This window comes from Caballeronia sp. DA-9 (assembly GCF_051615025.1).
GTDB lineage: Bacteria > Pseudomonadota > Gammaproteobacteria > Burkholderiales > Burkholderiaceae > Caballeronia > Caballeronia sordidicola.
Window position 1 is genome coordinate 860,301 of record NZ_CP195132.1, and the last position, 19,582, is coordinate 879,882.

General features: G+C 61.0%; 15 protein-coding genes. 14 read left to right on the forward strand and 1 reads right to left on the reverse strand.

From position 1 onward, the window contains the following. Positions 1–16: 16 nt before the first annotated feature. Genes ctaD through ACRWA7_RS10075 form a run of 4 tightly spaced genes read left to right on the forward strand, consistent with a single transcriptional unit; the run spans position 17 to position 4,277 of the window. A complete protein-coding gene (gene ctaD, locus ACRWA7_RS10060; RefSeq protein WP_438392528.1) occupies positions 17–1,990 on the forward strand; it encodes a cytochrome c oxidase subunit I in 1,974 nt (657 codons plus the stop codon). Next, on the forward strand, positions 1,983–2,594 hold the full coding sequence (locus ACRWA7_RS10065; RefSeq protein WP_438392529.1) for a cytochrome c oxidase subunit 3: 612 nt from the start codon (positions 1,983–1,985) through the stop codon (positions 2,592–2,594). The genes ctaD and ACRWA7_RS10065 overlap by 8 nt, the downstream gene beginning before the upstream one ends. A 10-nt stretch (positions 2,595–2,604) precedes the next feature. Further along, a complete protein-coding gene (locus ACRWA7_RS10070; RefSeq protein ID WP_438392530.1) occupies positions 2,605–3,000 on the forward strand; it encodes a hypothetical protein in 396 nt (131 codons plus the stop codon). A gap of 5 nt (positions 3,001–3,005) precedes the next feature. Further along, the gene (locus tag ACRWA7_RS10075; protein WP_438392531.1) at positions 3,006–4,277 is read left to right on the forward strand and encodes a c-type cytochrome; all 1,272 of its coding nucleotides are present in this window, start codon (positions 3,006–3,008) and stop codon (positions 4,275–4,277) included. A gap of 8 nt (positions 4,278–4,285) precedes the next feature. Here ACRWA7_RS10075 and ACRWA7_RS10080 read toward each other — a convergent pair whose 3' ends face one another. After that, positions 4,286–8,440 carry a CheR family methyltransferase gene (locus ACRWA7_RS10080; protein ID WP_438392745.1) on the reverse strand — a complete coding sequence of 1,385 codons (4,155 nt, stop codon included), beginning with the start codon at positions 8,438–8,440 and terminating at the stop codon, positions 4,286–4,288. A gap of 848 nt (positions 8,441–9,288) precedes the next feature. Between ACRWA7_RS10080 and ACRWA7_RS10085 the strand changes: the two genes are divergently transcribed. The 10 genes from ACRWA7_RS10085 (at position 9,289) to ACRWA7_RS10130 (ending at position 19,567) form a co-directional block, all read left to right on the forward strand. Continuing rightward, positions 9,289–9,744 (forward strand): hypothetical protein, encoded by a 456-nt coding sequence (locus ACRWA7_RS10085; protein WP_060856635.1) that lies wholly within the window; start codon positions 9,289–9,291, stop codon positions 9,742–9,744. A gap of 124 nt (positions 9,745–9,868) precedes the next feature. Next, positions 9,869–10,561 (forward strand): PIG-L family deacetylase, encoded by a 693-nt coding sequence (locus tag ACRWA7_RS10090; protein WP_438392532.1) that lies wholly within the window; start codon positions 9,869–9,871, stop codon positions 10,559–10,561. Continuing rightward, positions 10,558–11,490, forward strand: a complete 933-nt coding sequence (locus ACRWA7_RS10095; protein WP_438392533.1) for a glycosyltransferase family 2 protein — start codon at positions 10,558–10,560, stop codon at positions 11,488–11,490. The genes ACRWA7_RS10090 and ACRWA7_RS10095 overlap by 4 nt, the downstream gene beginning before the upstream one ends. A 192-nt stretch (positions 11,491–11,682) precedes the next feature. Further along, the gene (locus tag ACRWA7_RS10100) at positions 11,683–12,963 is read left to right on the forward strand and encodes a glycosyltransferase family 4 protein (protein WP_438392534.1); all 1,281 of its coding nucleotides are present in this window, start codon (positions 11,683–11,685) and stop codon (positions 12,961–12,963) included. A gap of 14 nt (positions 12,964–12,977) precedes the next feature. Beyond that, positions 12,978–13,574: a D-glycero-alpha-D-manno-heptose-1,7-bisphosphate 7-phosphatase gene (locus ACRWA7_RS10105; protein ID WP_438392535.1), complete on the forward strand. Its 597-nt coding sequence runs from the start codon at positions 12,978–12,980 to the stop codon at positions 13,572–13,574. Further along, positions 13,571–14,740 (forward strand): glycosyltransferase family 9 protein, encoded by a 1,170-nt coding sequence (locus ACRWA7_RS10110; protein ID WP_438392536.1) that lies wholly within the window; start codon positions 13,571–13,573, stop codon positions 14,738–14,740. Before ACRWA7_RS10105 ends, ACRWA7_RS10110 begins: the two co-directional genes overlap by 4 nt. Positions 14,741–14,768: 28 nt before the next feature. Then, complete coding sequence (locus ACRWA7_RS10115; RefSeq protein WP_438392537.1) at positions 14,769–16,514, forward strand: carbamoyltransferase family protein; 1,746 nt, start codon at positions 14,769–14,771, stop codon at positions 16,512–16,514. A 131-nt stretch (positions 16,515–16,645) separates the two neighbouring features. After that, positions 16,646–17,575, forward strand: a complete 930-nt coding sequence (locus ACRWA7_RS10120; RefSeq protein WP_438392747.1) for a glycosyltransferase — start codon at positions 16,646–16,648, stop codon at positions 17,573–17,575. After that, on the forward strand, positions 17,572–18,618 hold the full coding sequence (locus ACRWA7_RS10125) for a glycosyltransferase family 9 protein (protein WP_438392538.1): 1,047 nt from the start codon (positions 17,572–17,574) through the stop codon (positions 18,616–18,618). The genes ACRWA7_RS10120 and ACRWA7_RS10125 overlap by 4 nt, the downstream gene beginning before the upstream one ends. Then, positions 18,608–19,567, forward strand: coding sequence for a glycosyltransferase (locus ACRWA7_RS10130; protein ID WP_438392539.1), 960 nt, complete (start codon positions 18,608–18,610; stop codon positions 19,565–19,567). Before ACRWA7_RS10125 ends, ACRWA7_RS10130 begins: the two co-directional genes overlap by 11 nt. The last annotated feature ends 15 nt before the right edge of the window (positions 19,568–19,582 follow it).

The window sequence follows — 19,582 nt, forward strand, 5'->3', positions numbered from 1 at the left end:
CGAGGAGCGACGGTTCATGAGCGACCTGTCATCGGTGGATTCGCGTGTTCCTGAAACCGGCCGCGTGCCCGAGGGAAGCGCGCGTGAAAAGCGTCTTGCCGAAATATGGGAAACGGCGCCCGGCTGGCGCGGCTGGTTATCGACGGTCGATCACAAAAGCATTGGCTTGCGTTATCTCGTGACGGCGTTCGTGTTCCTGCTGATGGGCGGCGTGGAAGCGCTGATCATGCGCGTGCAGCTTGCACGCCCTGACGCCACCGTACTCACCCCGGAGCAATACAGCCAGCTCTTCACCATGCACGGCGTAACGATGATTTTCCTCTATGCCCTGCCTGTACTTTCAGGGTTTTCCAACTACCTGTGGCCGCTGATCCTCGGCGCGCGCGACATGGCGTTCCCGCGCCTGAACGCGCTTTCGTACTGGCTGTTCCTCTTCGCGGGCATCTTCCTTTATTCGAGCTTTCCATTCGGACAAGCGCCCAACGCGGGATGGTTCAACTATGTGCCGCTGTCCGGCCTCGAATACAACACGGGTCCGAACATCGATATCTATGCGCTCGGCATGGTGCTGCTCGGTGCCTCGACCACGGTGGGCTCCGCCAATTTCGTGGTCACGCTGATCCGCATGCGCGCGCCGGGCATGTCGATCGACCGCGTGCCAGTGCTCGTGTGGGGCACGCTTACGGCATCGGGCGGCAACCTGCTGGCAGTGCCCGCGGTTAGCCTCGCGTTCTTCCTGCTCTGGCTCGACCGCCAGTTCGGCACGCATTTCTTCGATGTCCTCAACGGCGGCCGTCCCTTGCTCTGGCAGCATCTCTTCTGGATGTTCGCCCATCCGTGGGTCTACGCCGTCGTGCTGCCAGCAATGGGCATTGTGTCCGACGCGCTGCCGGTTTTCTGCCGCCGCCGGCTGGTCGGTTATACGCCCGTGGCGTTGTCGACGGTCGCGACCATGGTGATTGGTTTTATCGTGTGGATCCATCATATGTTCGCCACTGGCATTCCGGCGCTGGCGCTCGCGTTCTTCGGCTCGGCGAGCATGGTCATCGCGATTCCCAGCGCGGTGGCGACCTTCGCGTGGATTGCGACCATCTGGACGGGACGCCCCGTATTCAGGGTTCCGTTCCTTTACTTCGCGGGTTTCGTGCTGCTCTTCGTGATCGGCGGCGTCTCTGGCGTGATGACGGCCGCAGTTCCGCTCGACTGGCAACTCAACGATACCTACTTCGTCGTCGCGCATCTGCATTACGTACTGCTCGGCATCAACGTGTTTCCCGTGATTGGTGGCGTGGTGTTCTGGTTTCCGAAGTTCACCGGACGCATGATGACGGAACGATTCGGCAAGCTCACCTTCTGGGTGATGTTCATTGGTTTCAATCTCGGCTTTTTTCCGATGCACATAGCGGGACTGCTCGGCATGCCGCGACGCATCTATACGTACTCCGGCGACATGGGCTGGAACACGGTGAACATGGTGACGTCCATCGGCTCGTTCGTATTTGCGGCGGGGGTGCTGATGTTTATCGGCGACCTTGTGTGGAGCTATAAACGCGGGCCTGCCGCCGGCAAGAATCCGTGGGATGCGCCCACGCTCGAATGGTCGGTTTCGTCGCCCCCTCCGCCCTATAACTTCGCGACCATACCGGTTGTGGAAAGCGGTCATCCGCTGTGGGAAGAACGCATCGAAGCAGGGAATCCGCGTGCGCGCCGGAGCGTGCTCGACGAAGGCATGATCCTCGATCACGGCCGCGAAGCGCTCGCCACGCGCGCGCTCGACGGACGTCCCGACGCCATCCTGAAGATGCCCGGCGACTCTTACGCGCCGTTCTTCCTTGGCCTGTTCGCCATGCTGCTGTTCGCCGCCATGCTGTTGCACATCTGGTGGCTCGCGTTCGCCACGCTGTTGGGATTCGCCGCTTCGCTCGTGGCATGGCTGTGGCCCGAGCGTGCGCTCGTTCAACGCGAACCTCAGGGAGACGCGCTTGGCTGATCTGACGAACGATGCGTTGGACGCGGCGCGGCCGCTGCCCGTGGGCACGGCAGGACGGCACTCCGCCGGCTGGTGGGGCATGTGGATGCTGATCGCAACCGAGGCGGCGCTATTCGCTTATCTGATCTTCAGCTACCTGTATCTCTTCTCGCAGGGCGGCGGCAAATGGCCGCCCGACGGCATGCCGAAAATGGGGCCGGCGCTCTTCAATACCGCCGTGCTGCTGACCAGTAGCGTCTTCGTGGTGCTATGTGAGCACGCGGTGAAACGCGGAAGGCGACGCCTTGCAGTGATCTGGATGGGCATTGCAATCGTGCTGGGCATGCTGTTCACAGGCGTGCAATTGAAGGAGTGGCACGACCATCCGTACGGTCCCGCGTCTCATCTGTACGGCTCGCTCTACTTCACCATTACGGGCTTTCACATGTTGCACGTGGTGGCTGGGCTTATCGTGCTCGGCTTGCTGCTGGCGTGGACCGCGCTAGGTTACTTCGATGACCGGCGCCATACGGTGCTGACTATAGGCGGGATGTACTGGCATTTCGTCGATATCGTCTGGCTCTTCATCTTCACCACGCTTTATATCAGCCCTTACGTGCTCTAGGAGATACGCCGTGCCGGCACGCCGACCCACCACGCTTCAGGTCATGCAGCAGATATACGCGCTACTCGGCGCGCCGCTCGCGTGGATCGTGCAAATCTGCGTGTGCGAAGCGCTCGCGGCGCAGGCGTGTTATCCGGCGCAGGATCCATTGGCGCATCCCAGGCTGCCGGCCTTGCATGCCTACATTGGCGCGGTGAGTCTGGTGGCGCTTGCCGTCGCCTTGGGTGGCCTTGCCGCCGCCTGGCGCGGCTGGCGCTCGACCGGCGCGGGTAAGGAACCCGATCCCGACCGCAGGGCCGCACGCTTCGTGTATCGCGTTGCAATCCTCGCGAGCCCCATGTTCGTGCTCGGCCTGATTGCGACGGCGCTCGCCGCGCTTATTGTTTCGCCGTGCAAACCCTGGTGAGCCCGATGCGATCCGCCATCTTCGCCCTCCTGTGTCTGTTTGCGCTTGTAAGGCAAACTTACGCCCAGGATGCCGGTCAGGCGCTGATCGCACGCGGCGGCTATCTGGCGAAGGCTGCGGACTGCGCCGGTTGCCATACCGCGCCCCAGGGCGGCGCGCCCTTCGCGGGCGGCCTCGGCATGGCCTCGCCCTTCGGCACGATCGTCAGCAGCAACATCACGCCCGACAAACAATACGGCATTGGCGACTACAGCTATGACGACTTTGCGCGAACCTTGCGCGAGGGCGTGGCGCGCGGCGGCAAGCATCTTTATCCGGCGATGCCCTACCCGTCGTTCTCGAAGATCAACGACGACGACATGCACGCCCTCTACGCGTATTTCATGCACGGCGTTGAGCCCGTCGCCCGCGCTGCACCGCCGACAAAGCTGCCCTTCCCGTTCAATCAGCGCTGGGCGCTCGCCTTCTGGAATTTCGCATTCGCGCCAAATGGGCTGTATGTGGTCCGCGCGGATCGCGATGTGCAATGGAACCGTGGCGCGTATCTCGTGCAATCCCTGGGGCATTGCGGCGCGTGTCACACGCCACGCGGTCCGGCGTACGAGGAACGCGGCTACACCGAGTCGTCCCGGCAATACCTCACGGGCGGGACCAACGATCACTGGTTCGCCCCCAATCTCACCGGCGACACGGGCGCTGGCCTCGGCCGCATGCATGAGGATGAGATCGCGGCGTTCCTGAAATCAGGACATGGCGGCGGCCTGGTCAGCTTTGGCAGCATGGTGCAGGTCGTGGAAGACAGCACGCAATACATGAACGACGATGACCTGGACGCCATCGCGCATTATCTGAAGAGCCTGCCGCCGGAGAAACCCTCGGGGACGTACGAACCTCGATCGCTTGCGGCAAGGCAGACAACTGCGGCGGCGCGCACGGGTAATATCGAACGGCCCGGCGCGGGAGTCTACCTTTCGTACTGCGCCAAGTGCCACGGTGATCAAGCACAAGGCACGCCACAAGAGTATCCAAAACTCGCGGGCAACCCGTCCGTGTTGAGCGCCGACACCACGTCGCTGATTCGCCTCATGATCGAGGGCGGCAATTCGCCCGACACAAGACAAGGGCCGCCGCGCAAGAACATGCCCGCCTACGCGGGCACGTTGACCAACACCGAGATCGCACAGGTGCTGACGTTCATCAGGACGACCTGGGGTAACAATGCGTCCCCCGTCACCACGCGCGATGTGATCCGGCTACGCGAGGAGATTCACAAATAGTCGCGCGCTCAAGCCTGTTTATCTGTATCACCGCCGCGCTCACCACCCGTGTCACCGTCGTGCGTCTCCCCGCCATGCGCGCCGCGCCAGAAAAACACCTGCTCGACGGCGGCAATCAGCGCATCGAGCGAAACAGGCTTTGTCAGCGAAAGGTCGAATCCGTTTGCCCTTGACCCGGCCTCATCCACGCTTGCCAGGTAACCCGTCAATGCAATTGCGGGCAAGTTCGCGAACTGAGGGTTTGAGCGCACCTGGTCGATGAGTTCATGACCACTGATTCCAGGCATGCCGATGTCGCAAAGCAGAAGGTCGACAGGTTCATGATCGAGGTACGCAAGCGCTTCGCTGCCGCTGTGCGCAGTCATGACCACGGCGCCTTCGAGTTGCAGCAATGCGGCGAACGCAATCGCGGTTTCCGCGTCGTCGTCGACCACGAGCGTGCGCACGCCCGCCAGCAAACCGTTGCGCTCCTGTTCTTCCGTGGTGGTCCGGGCAGGCCGGCCTTCCACGAGCGGGAGCCAGACGCTCACGGAGGTCCCGCGCCCCGCGCCATCCGACTGCGCGAGCACGCGGCCCGCGTGCATTTCCACGAGTTGCTTGACCAGCGCGAGTCCAATTCCCATGCCACCGCCTGTCCTGCGGCGTGCTTCAATCCCCTGAGAGAACATCTCGAAGATGTGCGGCAACAACGACGCTTCGATGCCAATGCCGGTATCGGTCACGTCGATACGCAGTTCGTCGCCTTCCCGGCTTAAGCGCACGGAAACCGACCCGCCGCGCGGCGTGAACTTCAGTGCGTTGCTCAGCAGGTTCCACACGATCTGGTCGAAGCGTACCAAATCCACCTTGGTCCAAAGCGGCTCGTCCAGCCCGACGAACGACAGCGCAATACCGCGCGACGCGGCTTCGGCCTCGGCGGCGGCTGCAATGGTTGCAAGCATCTGTGCGACGTCGCCCGCCGCAAGATTGAGCGCGAGCTTGCCCGTGCGTACACGCGACAGATCCAGCAAGTCGTCGATGATCTTGGCCTGTCCCACTACGGCCCGCTGGATAGCCTGCGCTGCAAGCTGGATGACCTGCACGCCGCGCGCTTCCGGAATGCGCGACAACATCTCCGCCTTCACATGGATCAGGTTGAGCGGATGTTTCAATTCGTGCGACAGCACGGCCAGGAAATCGTCTTTCAACCGGTTCGCGGCTTCGGCTTGCGCGCGCACGGCACGCTCTTGTGCAAGCTGGGTCTGGCGTGCATCGTCCTGGGTCTTGCGATCGGTCAGGTCACGCAGGATCTTTGCGTATCCGGTGAATTTTGGATCGTTGAGCGGCGTCACCACGCCGCTGCAATACACGCGGCGGCCGCCCTTCGCGACGTGCCAGCGTTCGTCGTCGGCGCGCCCGTCGTGCTGGGCGATTTCACGCTCGCGCCCAGGGGCGCCTATCTCGCGATCCTTCGAGGTGTAGATCACTTCTATATTCAGCCCGACTGCTTCGTGCTCCGAATAACCGAACACACGCTCGGCGCCAGCATTCCAGCTCACGATACGGCCATCCGGGTCCTGCACGATGATCGCGAAGTCGTTGGTCGTCTGGGCTGCGAGCCGCAGGCGCTCTTCGCCGGCCCGCACGTTTGCCTCGGCGCTGCGGCGCGCGGTCGTTTCGATGAGACTCAGCAGCGCGCCGTCGATCCGATCGTCTGCCGTCCGGTATGGCAGCAAACGTGCGAGGAACCACCGGCCGTCGCTGGACGCCACTTCCCGCTCGATCAGCCTCAACGACTGGAATGTCGCGCTGACGTCATCGGCGAGTTCGGGGTAGTTCAGCTTGTGCGTGATGTCAAAGAGCGAGCGCCCCACGTCCGCGCCGATCAGGTTGAACACCGTGGCGGCGCTGGGCGTGTAGCGCTTGATGAACATCCCGCGGTCGACAAAGATCGTCGCAATGTCCGTGGACGTGATCAGGTTCTGCAGGTCGTCGTTGGCCTTGCCGGTTTCCTCGATTCTCGTCTGCAGTTCCGCGTTGACCGTGATGAGTTCCTCGTTGACCGACTGCAGCTCTTCCTTGCTGGTTTCGAGTTCTTCCGTTGCCGACCTCAGTTCCTCGTTGATGGCCTGCAATTCCTCGTTCGACGCTTTCAGTTCCTCGGTCGACGTTTCATACTGCTCGATAGTCGTCTGCAACTGCTCCTTGCTCAGGTGCAATTCCTGTTCGAGCTGCTGCATCACGGTCTCGTGGCCGGCATCGTATTGCGCCGCCACCACGTTTTCCGTCATCGCCTCCTGTACTTCATCGAACAGGACGAGGACGAAGTCCCCATCGGCGGCGGCGTCGTGAAACGGGCGCACCGTCATGTTCACGAAGGACGGATGCCCGTCACGCTGCAGCTTCACGCGGCGCGCTTCCACGCTGTTGCCTGTCTGCACAGCCTGAAACAGCGCCGTGCGCAGGTCGAGCCGCAGTTCGGGCAACACGACTGCAATCAGGTTGCTCGATGGCTCGCCGCCGACATAACGCAGGAAACGGCCGGCGTTGTCGGACATGTGAACGATCTTCGAATCCCGGTTCACGATCACGCTTGGCGGCGCATATTGTTCCAGCACGCGCTGGTGCAACGCGTTGAACGAGAAGTTGCGGCGTCCCGGAACCATCGCGTACGCCCGCTCCTCATTGCTCGGAGCCCGTCCCGCGTTTATGGTCGGCGAAGCCAGCGCAGGACGGTGCGGCAACTTGGCCGCCTTCGCGCGATACACCCGGTTCTTCTTGTCCACGATCGTGAACAGGTCTTCCACCGAGTCGGCCGATTCGGAACTGCCAAGAAACAGATATCCGTTGGGATAGAGCGCGTAATGGAACATTTCGAGCACCTGATGCTGCACGCTCCGGTCCAGATAGATCAGCAGATTGCGGCAGGAGACCATGTCGAGGCGCGAGAACGGCGGATCGCGCAGCACGTTGTGCATGGCGAACAGGATCTTCTCGCGGATGCTCTTCACGACCTCGTAGTGCGCGCCCGTCTTGACAAAGAATTGCCGCAACGAAGACGGCGGCACATCCGTCATGATCGACTCCGGGTACACGCCGGCCCGCGCGCGGGAGACCGCGCTTTCGTCGATATCGGTGGCGAACACCTGGATATTGGCCGTCGAGCGAAGCAACTCACGCTGCTCTGAAAGCAGGATGGCAAGCGAATACGCTTCTTCGCCCGACGAACATCCCGCCACCCACGCCCTGACCTGATCGCCCTCGTTCTTGCCCTGGAACAGCGCGGGCAAGACGTCGCGCCCGATAGATTCGAAAGCTTCCCGATCGCGGAAAAAGCTCGTCACGCCAATCAGCATGTCCTTGAGCAACGCGCCCGTTTCGCGGCCGTTTTCCCTCAACAGGTCACGGTACGCAATCAGGTCCGGTACGCCGTTCACTTGCAGACGCCGCTCGATGCGGCGCAACATGGTGGCGCGCTTATAAAAACGAAAATCGTGGCCCGTGCGCGATCGCAAAGTGGAAAGGATGTCTTGCAGCGCTACCTCTGCTTCACCCCGGCGGTCGGCTCGCTCATTCGGGCTCAACGAGGGTGGATCTGCCTCGGGCAGCGCAATACGCTTCGCGTTGTTCCATATATCCAGCAACCGCTGCGGCATTTCCACGACAGGCATCACCAGATCGACCTGGTCTGTCTGGATGGCGTTCTGTGGCATCTCGGCGTATTCGGCGTCGTTCGGTTCCTGCGCGAGCGTCACGCCGCCGCGCTCCTTCACGGTCGCGATGCCTACCGCGCCATCACTGCCGGTTCCCGACATGACGATGCACATGACATGCTGGCCATGCGCCTCGGCGAGACTGCGAAACATCCGGTCTATGCTGACCGGGCGGCCGGTGTTGGGTTCGACATCGCGTGCATTCAGATAACCGTCCGACATGGTCAGGTTCTTGCCCGGCGCGATGACATACACGTGATTCGGTTCAATTGGAATCGGCCCGCTGACCTGCAGCACACGCATGCGGGTCACGTTCTGCAGGACCTTGTCAGCGCTGCTGACGTGCTTCGCCGACATATGCAGGACGACAACGAACGCCATGCCCATATCCGCCGGGGCATTTTCGAAAAAACGCAGCAATGCCTGGACGCCACCCGCGGAGGCGCCTATGCCAACGACGGGAAAACTCAGCGAACTCGAACGGTGCGCGGAGCCGGGGCCGTCATCGGCCGCGTTCTCATGACCGGCGCCATTGCTCTTCGGCGGGACCGTCGATGTTGATATCTCACTCACTCCAGGGCCTCGCTCGTGACGCTTCAATGGTCGATAGATGCCGCTTCGCCTGACTCACAGCGGGGCAACGATGATCCTCGCGGGCGCATCCAAACGGATCCGACCGGCTAAAAACGCCATCCATGCTCGCTCGCTTGCTTGTGTCTCGCTTGGGCGGACGCCATTATATTCAAGCCGCGTTCAATAGGGACAGAAGGACGATTCTCGACAGACTTGCTTTCTCAACAGAAGTGCTTAATAGCCATGCGCCCGTCAAACCTGGAAGAAAGCGTTCCAGTCCGCTAATCAGAGCCGGCAAGGGCCGATGCGTGTTCAACCCGTTTTCGGTTTCACGCTGACTCATACACACGAAAGCATCACCACCAGGTGACACTGTATCGACTGCCCCATCCGGCAATTCCGCGCGCGGACCGATTGGCAATTTTAACTCCGATACGAGGCTGGCCGAGGCTTAACTCCGATACGAGGCTGGCCGAGGCATGCATCCAAAATGGTGCGCAATGCACATGCCGTTGGTAATCATCGTTTGCCCGAGGTTCGCGGCGTGCAAACGCGCTGCAACGTACCTGAAGAACTTTCAGTCTTCAGGGGAATGCGACGGTGTTTTCACAGCACTCGGAAATTCCTGCGTGTCCCCACTTTTAGTAAAGCAAATCCCTATGTTTAGCCGTCAACTTTTCCGTTGACGGCCCGTTAAAGTGTTTGGAGCAGTATGGAAAACCGATTCATTCGATGGAAACCGCGCCGTGGCATCACTTCCCCTCTTCGATCCGACCCTGCAAACTACCCTCGTGGCGCCCAGCAGCCGTGAACTGACGTACCGGGCACAGCGACTGATCGCCGATATGCGCGATAGCCTCACCGCAACGGTCACGCTCGCAGTCACCGGAGTGCTCGCAATTTTATTGCTTGAGGCGTGGGATCTTCCGGATACGCTGGTCCTCGGCCTCCAGGAGATCGTCGGCGTTGTCGTATTCGCTACGTGCACATGGCTCATGTATGAACGCGGCGAGAAAAAACTGCAGCTGTATTCATTCGAACCCGCAGACCACACCATGACGGGCGAAATACGCGCACTGCTCAATCGCCTGCCGGACGGAGCAGCGTATCAGCGCGCCATCGATGCCGAACAGCGCCCATACACGACAGGCGAACTGGACGAAATTCGTACGCGCGTGAGAGCTTTCTTCCCGGCTGAGTAAGGCAAGACGTCTTCGGCACTCAAAACAGTGATTTCTACGCGGACGTGAGCCCGTGGGACAGCGTCCCCGGTATCAGGTCCGCGTTTTGCGTTTTCAGGCGCATCGTGTCCTGCCCGAAAACGCCATGTCCGAAACTTTTTCGCGGCCGCTGGTCGTGTCCCCGCATTTCGACGACGCCGTCTTCAGTTGTGGCGCCCTGCTCGCCGCGCACGCCGGCGCGGTCGTTCATACCGTTTTCTCCGGCTGCCCGGCTGACCAAGTAACAACGGATTGGGACCGGCAGTGCGGCTTTGACAATGCGGCGCAAGCGATGCAAGAGCGTGCCCGCGAGGACGACCGGGCACTGCATACTCTCGGCGCAACGCCTGAGCGGGGCGGATTTCTCGACGCGCAATACGTGCCTTACGGCGCACATCCAACCACTGAGGCAATCGCGCGGACACTCGACGAAGCAGTTCACAGGTGCAGCACGCACACACTCCTCATTCCGTTCGGGCTCTTCCACTCGGATCATGAACTCGCGCATCGGGCTTGCATCGACGTCTGGCGGGCAAACCCCTCGCTCGAATGCGTCGCTTACGAAGATGCGCTCTACCGGCGCATGTCCGGACGCTTGCAAGCGCGCCTCGCGGAACTCGCCACGCGCGGTATCGTCGCAACGCCGGAGCCTTTGCATCGGCATGCGAATCAACGCGAACAAGCGCTCAAGCAAGATGCCGTCAGAGCATACGCGAGTCAGCTCAAGGCTTTCGGACCGGAGGGGTACGACGACGTCTTTTGCACCGAACGCTTCTGGAAGCTCGAGCAAGCCAAATGAAAAACGATGCACTGCGCATTGACCCAGACGCTGCTCCGCAAACGGCCCCGGGTCCGCGTATATCGGTCGTTGTGCTCACTTATAACCGCTGTGCGCAAGTACTCGAAACGCTCGGCCGGCTGTGCGCGTTACCGGAACGACCGCCCGTGGTGGTCGTCGACAATGGCTCGTCCGATGGCACGGCACAACGGATCGCCGAACGCTTTCCCCATGTCACGCTCGTGATTGCGCAGAAAAATCTTGGCGCGGCCGGTCGCAATCTAGGCGTAGCGAGCGTCATTACCGAATACGTGGCGTTTTGCGACGACGACACGTGGTGGCATGCAGGGTCGCTGCCGCGGGCTGTGGAGCTATTGGATCGAACACCGCGCGCGGGCGTGCTCAATGCGCGGGTTCTCGTTGACGAAGCCGGTGAAACCGATGACACGTGTAAGCTGATGGCGCGCAGCCCGCTTGATTCCACCGGTCTTCCGGGGCCTTCCCTGATTGGTTACATGGCGGGTGCATGTGTGTTTCGCACGTCGCTCTATCGGCAGATAGGGGGCTATGAGCCGCGCTTGTTCATTGGCGGCGAAGAAGAACTCGTGTCCCTCGACGTTCTGGCAAGCGGCTTCGCCATCGTGTATGCCGAAGAACTCATTCTTTACCATCATCCCTCGCCGCTGCGGGACAGCGGCTTGCGCAGGCGCATGCTCGCCCGCAATGCCGCGTGGGTCGCATGGATGCGCCTGTGGTGGCGTGAGGCGTGGACCGCCACGCGGTTCGCTTTCAATGTCATTCGCCGTGAAGGTGCTTTTCCTCGCGACGCCGTCACGCTGGTTGCAGCATTGCCGTGGGCGCTGTCCCGGCGCCGCAGGATTTCTGCTGACGTTTCGCGCATGCGCGAAGAGGTGTGGCGTGCCGAGCGTGACATCGCAGCCGAGAGATAACCCGGATACGCATTGCATCACTAACTAAATAAACAAGGATACGCACGCAAAATAAATGCGTGGGTATCGCAACGAACCAACGCTTCTATCGTTCACTCGGCGAGTGGCACAACGAATGCTGTGTCTGGTGCAGTCCGCAATTCGCCAGCGGCCGTCATTCTCCAGTAAAAGACCTTCTCCAGGGACGCCATCGTGAAGATCGCACTCGTCAGCGAACATGCGTCGCCGCTCGCCGTTGCCGGCGGCGTCGATAGCGGCGGTCAAAATATCTACGTCGCAAATGTAGCGCGTCAACTTGCCCGCAAGGGACATCAGGTCGATGTCTTTACGCGCTGTGACAGGTCGTTGTTGCCGCTTGTATCCCGCTTCGATGGGACACGTGTCATCAATGTACCGGCCGGTCCCGCGAAGCAATTGGCAAAAGAGAATTTACTGCCGTATATGGACGAATTCGCCCGTTTCGTGATCCAGTTTTTTCGCAATGAACGCACGCAATATGACGTAGTCCATGCGAACTTTTTCATGTCGGGCCTCGTGGGATTGCGCGTGAAGCAAGCCCTGGGCATACCTCTGGTGACGACCTTCCATGCGCTGGGTCGCGTGAGACGCCTGCATCAGGGAGCAGACGACGGCTTCCCGGACGACCGCTTCGCCATAGAAGACGCGCTCGTTCGGGGTTCGGATTCGATAATCGCCGAGTGTCCACAGGATACGTCCGACCTGGTGTCGCTTTATGAAGCGGACCCGGCGCGGATCGATCTCGTGCCGTGCGGCTTTGACAGCGACGAATTTCATCCTGCTGACAAACACGCGGCACGCCTCGAACTGGGCTGGCCGCACGACCGCTTTATCGTGCTGCAGCTTGGACGCATGGTGCCGCGCAAGGGCATTGACAACGTGGTGCGGGCCATTGGCCTGTGCAACAGGAAACTGGATGAAGACGCACATCTCTATGTGGTCGGCGGTAACTCGGATGAAGCGAACGAAATCGCAACGCCCGAGATCGGCCGCTTAAGAGGCGTTGCACACGAGTGTGGCGTGCCGGAGAACGTTCACTTTCTCGGCCGTCGCTCGCGCGCTCGTCTGCGTCTTTATTACAACGCGGCGGATGTATTTGTCACAACGCCATGGTACGAACCGTTTGGCATCACTCCGCTTGAGGCAATGGCATGCAGCACGCCGGTGATAGGCGCGGACGTGGGCGGCATTCGCTACTCGGTCGCGCATGGCGAAACCGGATTGCTCGTTGCGCCGAAAGATCCATTGGCGTTGGCGCATGCACTCGTCACGTTGAAGACCGACCCTCAGCGCGCACGCTCGATGGGGGAAGCAGGCCTTGTACGTGCCCGCGAGATGTTCACATGGGACGGTGTTACGGACACCTTGGCAAGCGTCTATGCGCGCGTCTCGGGCATTGCTGCGAGCGAAGCGGATGTGACAAGACAACGCGCGGCCGGAGGCGCATCGGCATGACGTCCCGGCGCGTAATGCATGAACCGCGGAAGCGTCGAGCGGCTGTGTTCCTCGACAAGGATGGCACCTTGCTCGTCGATGTTCCGTACAACGTAGAACCGGAACTGATGCAACTCGCGCCCGGTGCGTTCGAGGCACTGCAGATTTTCGCGCGCATCGGGGTTCCGGTTTATGTGATCAGCAACCAGAGCGGCGTGGCGCTCGGCAGGTTTCCTGTCGAAGCCTTGAATGTCGTCGAAATGCGGCTGCACGAACTTGTGAAGAGATGCGGCGCGAGCCTGTCCGGCATCTACTGGTGCCCGCATCACCCACAAGGCAGTATCGCGCCCTACAAGCGCTCGTGCAGTTGCCGGAAGCCCTCACCCGGCATGTTGCTGGCGGCGGCAGACGATCATCACATCGCACTGGATTCGAGCTGGTTCATCGGCGACATTCTGGACGACGTCGAAGCAGGCAATCGCGCGGGGTGCCGCACCATCTTGCTGGACAACGGCAATGAAACCGTCTGGCGTCGCGGGCCGTATCGCGAACCGTTTTGTGTCGCGGGCGATCTTCAGCAGGCGGCGCTCAAGGTTCAAAGCGCCCTGCAGGCGACGGAGCTTGTGCAATGAAAGAAGCGCCCGTGGTCAACATCGTCATGGATTCCCATGCGCGCGCACCCGCGGCGCAGCCGGCACGTCCTTGGGGCGAGGAAGTCAGGCGCATTCTCTGCGTCCGGCTCGACAACCTGGGCGACGTGCTCATGACCACACCCGCCTTGCATGCGTTGCGTATATCGGCGCCGGGTCGCCACATCACACTGCTCGCATCGCGTTCGGGCGCACAGGCAGCCGGTTACGTCGACGACATCGACAATGTGATCGACTACGACGCACCCTGGATCAAGAACGATCGCGCAGCCGATGCGGCCGTCGATCTCGACATGTGTACATGTTTGCGCAACGCGCGCTTCGATGCGGCCGTGATCTTCACGGTCTATAGCCAGAATCCGATGCCGGCCGCGATGCTGTGCCATCTGGCGGGCATTCCGAGACGGCTTGCGCATTGCCGTGAAAACCCCTATGCCCTGCTGACGGACTGGGTCGCCGAACCAGAGCCGCAGACGGGAATACGTCACGAAGTCGAACGGCAACTGAGCCTCGTGCAGCACATTGGCGCGCATTCGGCCGACCAGCGCATGCACTTCAACGTGCGTGCGCACGATACGGCGTCGCTCACGACCAAACTCGCCGAGCGCGGAGTTTCGCTCGACACACCCTTCCTCACGATGCATCCCGGCGCGACGGCAGCTTCCCGGCGTTATCCGGCGGAGCGGTTTGCGCAGGCGGCCGCAAAGCTCGCAGAGTCGACTGGCTGGCCCGTGTTGATTACCGGCGGTCCAGGTGAAGCCGAGCTCTGCGCTCAGGTTGGCGGATCGCACGAAAAGACCGTCAATCTGGCGGCCACGCTTGAACTCGGAGAGCTCGCCGCGCTGATTGCGCGCACGAAGGTACTGATATCGAATAACAGCGGTCCCGTGCATATTGCGTCCGCACTTGGAACGCCAGTCGTTGACCTGTATGCGCTCACGAATCCTCAGCACACGCCTTGGAAAACACCGCACGTCGTACTCAATCACGATGTGCCATGCCGGTGGTGTTACCGCAGCGTATGTCCCGAAGGACATCATGCGTGCCTCACTGGCGTACCGGTGGAGGAAGTCGTCAATGCAGCCATGCGGCTTCTGCGCGACGCGGAATCGCCGGCAGCAGCACAGGCCTTACTTGCAACCTCATGAACCCTTTTCTCAATCAAGGCGACAGGACATGTACACATTGGGAATCAACGCGGTGTATCACGATAGCGCCGCTGCGCTGATCAAGGACGGTACGGTCGTTGCGGCCGCTGAGGACGAGCGCTTCACGCATATCAAGCATGCAAAGCGGCCGGTGCCGTTTTCGACGTGGCAATTGCCGTTCGACGCCATCGACTATTGTCTGAAGGAAGCGGGGATCGAACTTGCCGATGTCGATCACGTCGCCTATTCATACGACCCGAAACTGCTTTCGTCGATGCCCTCGCACGTAGGTGCGACCATCGAACTGCCGCTCGAACCTGGCGTGAAGCCGCTGACCAATCCCTCGGAATCGCCGTGGGATCCCTTGTTCTTAAGCTACATAGTGAACGCGCGCGCGCAATTGGTGGACGGCGCACCGCATCATCTGATGAAACGCTTTCGGAGCGGCGGCCGCAAACCGCGCTTCGAATGGCATTACGTCGACCATCATCTTTCCCATGAAGCGAGCGCGTTTCTGGCCGCGCCTTTCTCCAATACCGCAGTGCTTACCATGGACGGACGCGGTGAAGGAGTGACGACCAGCCTCGGGAAATTCGTCAATGGAGAATACACGCGGCTCAGGCAGGTCGAGCTGCCGCATTCGCTAGGCCTTCTTTATGAAACGGTAACGAGCTATCTGGGTTTCCTGCACTCTTCCGACGAATATAAGGTCATGGCGCTCGCCTCATACGGCAGGCCTGAGTACGTCGATGTATTCCGGCAGATCGTGAAGTACCGGCAGGACGGAACCTATACGGTCGATGCGCCTCGCCTTGTTGACCGCTTTGGCCCACCGCGTGAACGTGGTGGGCCGCTTGCGCAGCGGCACTTCGACATCGCCCATTCCCTGCAAGTCGTGCTAGAGGAAACCGTGCTGAAACTGGCCGGATGGCTGCACGAACAAACCGGTCTCGGCAATCTCTCGATGGCCGGAGGCGTGGCGCTGAACTGCGTGATGAACTCACGCGTCCGTGATCGCGGCCCGTTCAGCGACGTCTGGGTGCAACCCGCATCGGGCGATGCCGGAACCGCGCTGGGCGCGGCGCTCTGGACCGACTATCGCAAGCGTGCAGAGGCCGGCGACCGTTCGCGCAAGTGGCAAATGGATAACGCCTACCTTGGACCCGCGTTTGCCGACGAAGAGATCGAACGACTGCTCAAGTGGACGAAAGCGCCGTATCGGCGGATGCGCGACGTGGCGGCGGAGACTGCAGACATCCTCGCGCAAAACAAGGTCATCGGCTGGTATCAGGGCCGCACGGAGTTCGGCCCGCGAGCGCTTGGTGCACGCTCCATTCTTGCGTCGCCCGTGGATCCGTCCATGCAGGCGAAGCTCAACGAAATCAAGGATCGCGAAGACTTCCGGCCGGTCGCGCCCGTTGTCATGGAGGAATACGCAAACGAATGGTTCGTGGACGGTGGCGTGGCGCCATTCATGTTGTTCGTTTTCGACGTGCGTCCCGCGAAGGAAACGCAAATTCCCGCCGTGCGTCACGTCGATGGAACCGCGCGCGTGCAGACGGTGAACCGCCAACAACATGCGCTTTACTATGACCTGATCGACGCCTTCCGCAAACGAACCGGCGTGCCGGTGCTTGTCAACACGTCGTTCAACACGCGCGGTGAGCCGATGGTGAATTCCCCACGCGATGCACTGGAATCTTTCTGGACTTCGCCGCTGGATGCACTCGTGATCGGCTCGTTCCTGATCGAAAAAAACGGAGTTCGCGCATGAGCACGTTCACGGCGGATTCGCTCGATACCTTCGAGAACGCAGAGTCCGGCGCAAACGCGCTGGCAGCCGATTCCACATTTTCCGCAACGCCGGACATCTCCGTGGTCGTTCCAACCTACAGGCGCCCGGCAATGCTCGAGCGTTGTCTTGCGTCCATCCTGACGCAAGACTTCGATCCAGCGCGCTTCGAAATCATCGTGTGCGATGACGGTCCGGACGAAGCCACTCGCGCGAGCGTTGAACGTATCGCGCTCGGGCATGCGAACACCGGACCTCATGTGCGATACGTGGCCGTCACCGCGACCCAGGGGCCTGCCGGCGCACGCAACGCGGGATGGCGTCTTTCGCGAGCGAACAACATAGCGTTCACCGACGACGATACACAGCCCGATGCACGCTGGTTATCGTCGGGGGTGAAGGCGCTTGCGGCGGGGGCCGACGCGGTATCGGGGCGCATCATCGTGCCATTGGGTGCTCGCCCGACAGACTACGAGAACGACGCCGCCGGTCTCGCCAATGCCGAGTTCGCAACAGCCAACACGTTTGCGCGGCGGTCCGCGCTGGAACGTATCGGAGGGTTCGATGCAAGGTATACGTCGGCCTGGCGTGAAGACTCCGACTTGCAGTTCGCATTCATGGAAGCAGGCGTCCCGATTGCCCGCGCCGAAGACGCAATCGTGCTGCATCCCGTTCGCCCGGCACGCTGGGGCGTGAGCATCTCGCAGCAAAGGAAGAGCCAATTCGACGCGTTGCTTTATAAAAAGTATCCTGCACTTTTTAAGGCCCGCATCCGCAGCGCGCCGCCATTGCTGTATTACGCAATCATCGTGGCCGCTATCGTCACCCTCGCCGGCAGTGCTTACGGTCATCATCGGCTTGCGGGATTTGCAGCTGTTGCATGGATCGCTATGACAGCATGGTTTTGCACCCAGCGTCTGCGGCATACGTCGCGCGCGCCTTTTCACGTGATGGAAATGGCATGCACGTCAATTGTCATTCCTTTCCTTTCGATCTATTGGCGGCTCTACGGCGCGCTGAAATTCAGGGTGCTTTTCTTATGACCGAACGCATCGCGATCTTCCGCGCATTGCAGTTGGGCGACATGCTATGCTCCGTTCCCGCACTGCGCGCATTGCGCCGGGCGAAACCCGACGCGCATATTGCATTGATCGGCTTGCCTTGGGCGCAGAGCTTCGTCATGCGCTATGCGCATCTCGTCAATGAATTGATCGTGTTCCCCGGCGCTGTCGGCTTTCCCGAGCAAGCCGAGACGGATGAGTATCTCGAACGCTTTTTGGACGAGATGCGCGCGCGGCGTCTGGACCTCGCCATTCAGATGCATGGAAGCGGCGGCGTTGCAAACGACATTGCCGGGCGAATGGGTGCACGCGCCAACGCGGGTTTCGTTCAGCCTGGCGAAGTGAAGCGTGATGGCATGTTCATCGAATGGCCGGATACGCTCAACGAAATCCTGCGCTATACCGCCTTGATGAGCGCCTTGGGCATCGGCTCTCACGACACGAGCCTCCAGATTCCCTTGAAGGTCGAAGATCTGGCCGAATACCACGAGCTTGTTCGCCGTTTCGACTTGAGACCGGACCGCCTTGTACTGATCCATCCGGGCGCTCAACTGCCATCGCGCCGATGGCCTGCGGAGCGCTTCGCTCAGGTAGCCTCAGCGCTTGCCGGCGAAGGCTGGCAGATCGCGATCACGGGCGCCGCCAGCGAACACCCGCTTGCTTCGGTCGTCGCTGCCGCAACCACATGCCGCCCGATCAATCTTGCAGGAAAAACGTCGCTTGGAGGTCTTGCCGCGCTCGTATCCAATGCCCGGCTGGTGGTCTGCAACGACACCGGTTTGTCGCACGTCGCCGCCGCGATGAGGACATGCAGCGTGGTAATCGCATCGGGCAGCGACACGCGCAGATGGGCGCCACTCGACCGAGACCGGCATCACGTTCTTGCGGACTATCCATCATGCCGCCCGTGTGCGTTTCGCGAGTGTCCCTACGGGCATCCGTGTGCGCGCAACGTGCGTGTTGAGCATGTGGTCGAGGCCGCCCTTCATCAACTCTTTCAGTTCTCGACCGCTCATGCCGAATAACGCTCCCCGGCGCCTGCGCGTTCTTACATGGCATGTGCATGGCAACTATCTTTACTACCTGACTCAGGCGAATCACGACTTTTACCTTGTGACCAAGCCCGGCAGTCCACCCGGTTACGCCGGCGCTGGCGGCGTCTTGCCATGGGGCGCCAACGTGCATGAGGTGCCTGCGGATCAAGTGGCATCGCAGGAATTCGATGTGATCCTGTTTCAGCATAAAACCCAATGGGACGACGACCGCATTAACGTCCTGAACGACGAACAACGCCATCTGCCGCGAGTTTATATAGAACATGATCCGCCGCAGGAAAACCCGTTCGCGCAGCAGCACTGGGTGAATGATCCCAACACGCTGCTGGTCCACGTGACGCATTTCAACCAGCTCATGTGGGATTCCGGCGAAACGCCGACGCGTGTGATCGAGCATGGCGTAGTCGTGCCCGAGGGCGTGCGTCATACCGGGGAGAAAGAACGTGGCGTGGTGGTCATCAATCATCTGCGGCAACGCGGCCGGCGTCTCGGCAGCGACATCTACGCCGATGTAAAAAACCACGTACCGCTGGATCTGGTCGGCATGGACGCACAGTCCGCGGGCGGCCTGGGCGAGATCGGCAATCTGGACCTGGCGGCATTTACCGCGCAATACCGCTTCTTTTTCAATCCAATCCGCTGGACCAGCCTCGGTCTCGCGATAGTCGAGGCCATGACCATCGGCATGCCGATTATCGGACTGGCGACAACCGAACTCGCGACGGTCATACGCAACGGAGAAAGCGGTTACATCGATACGAACGTGCCCGCGTTGATCGACGTGATGCAACGCCTGATTCGCGATCCGTCCGAAGCGCGACGGCTAGGCGACGGCGCGCGAAAAGTCGCAATGGAACGCTTTCACATAGACCGGTTCGTCAAGGACTGGGACGAGACGCTGCGGTATGTCGCGACTTAACCTTGAGCACTTGGG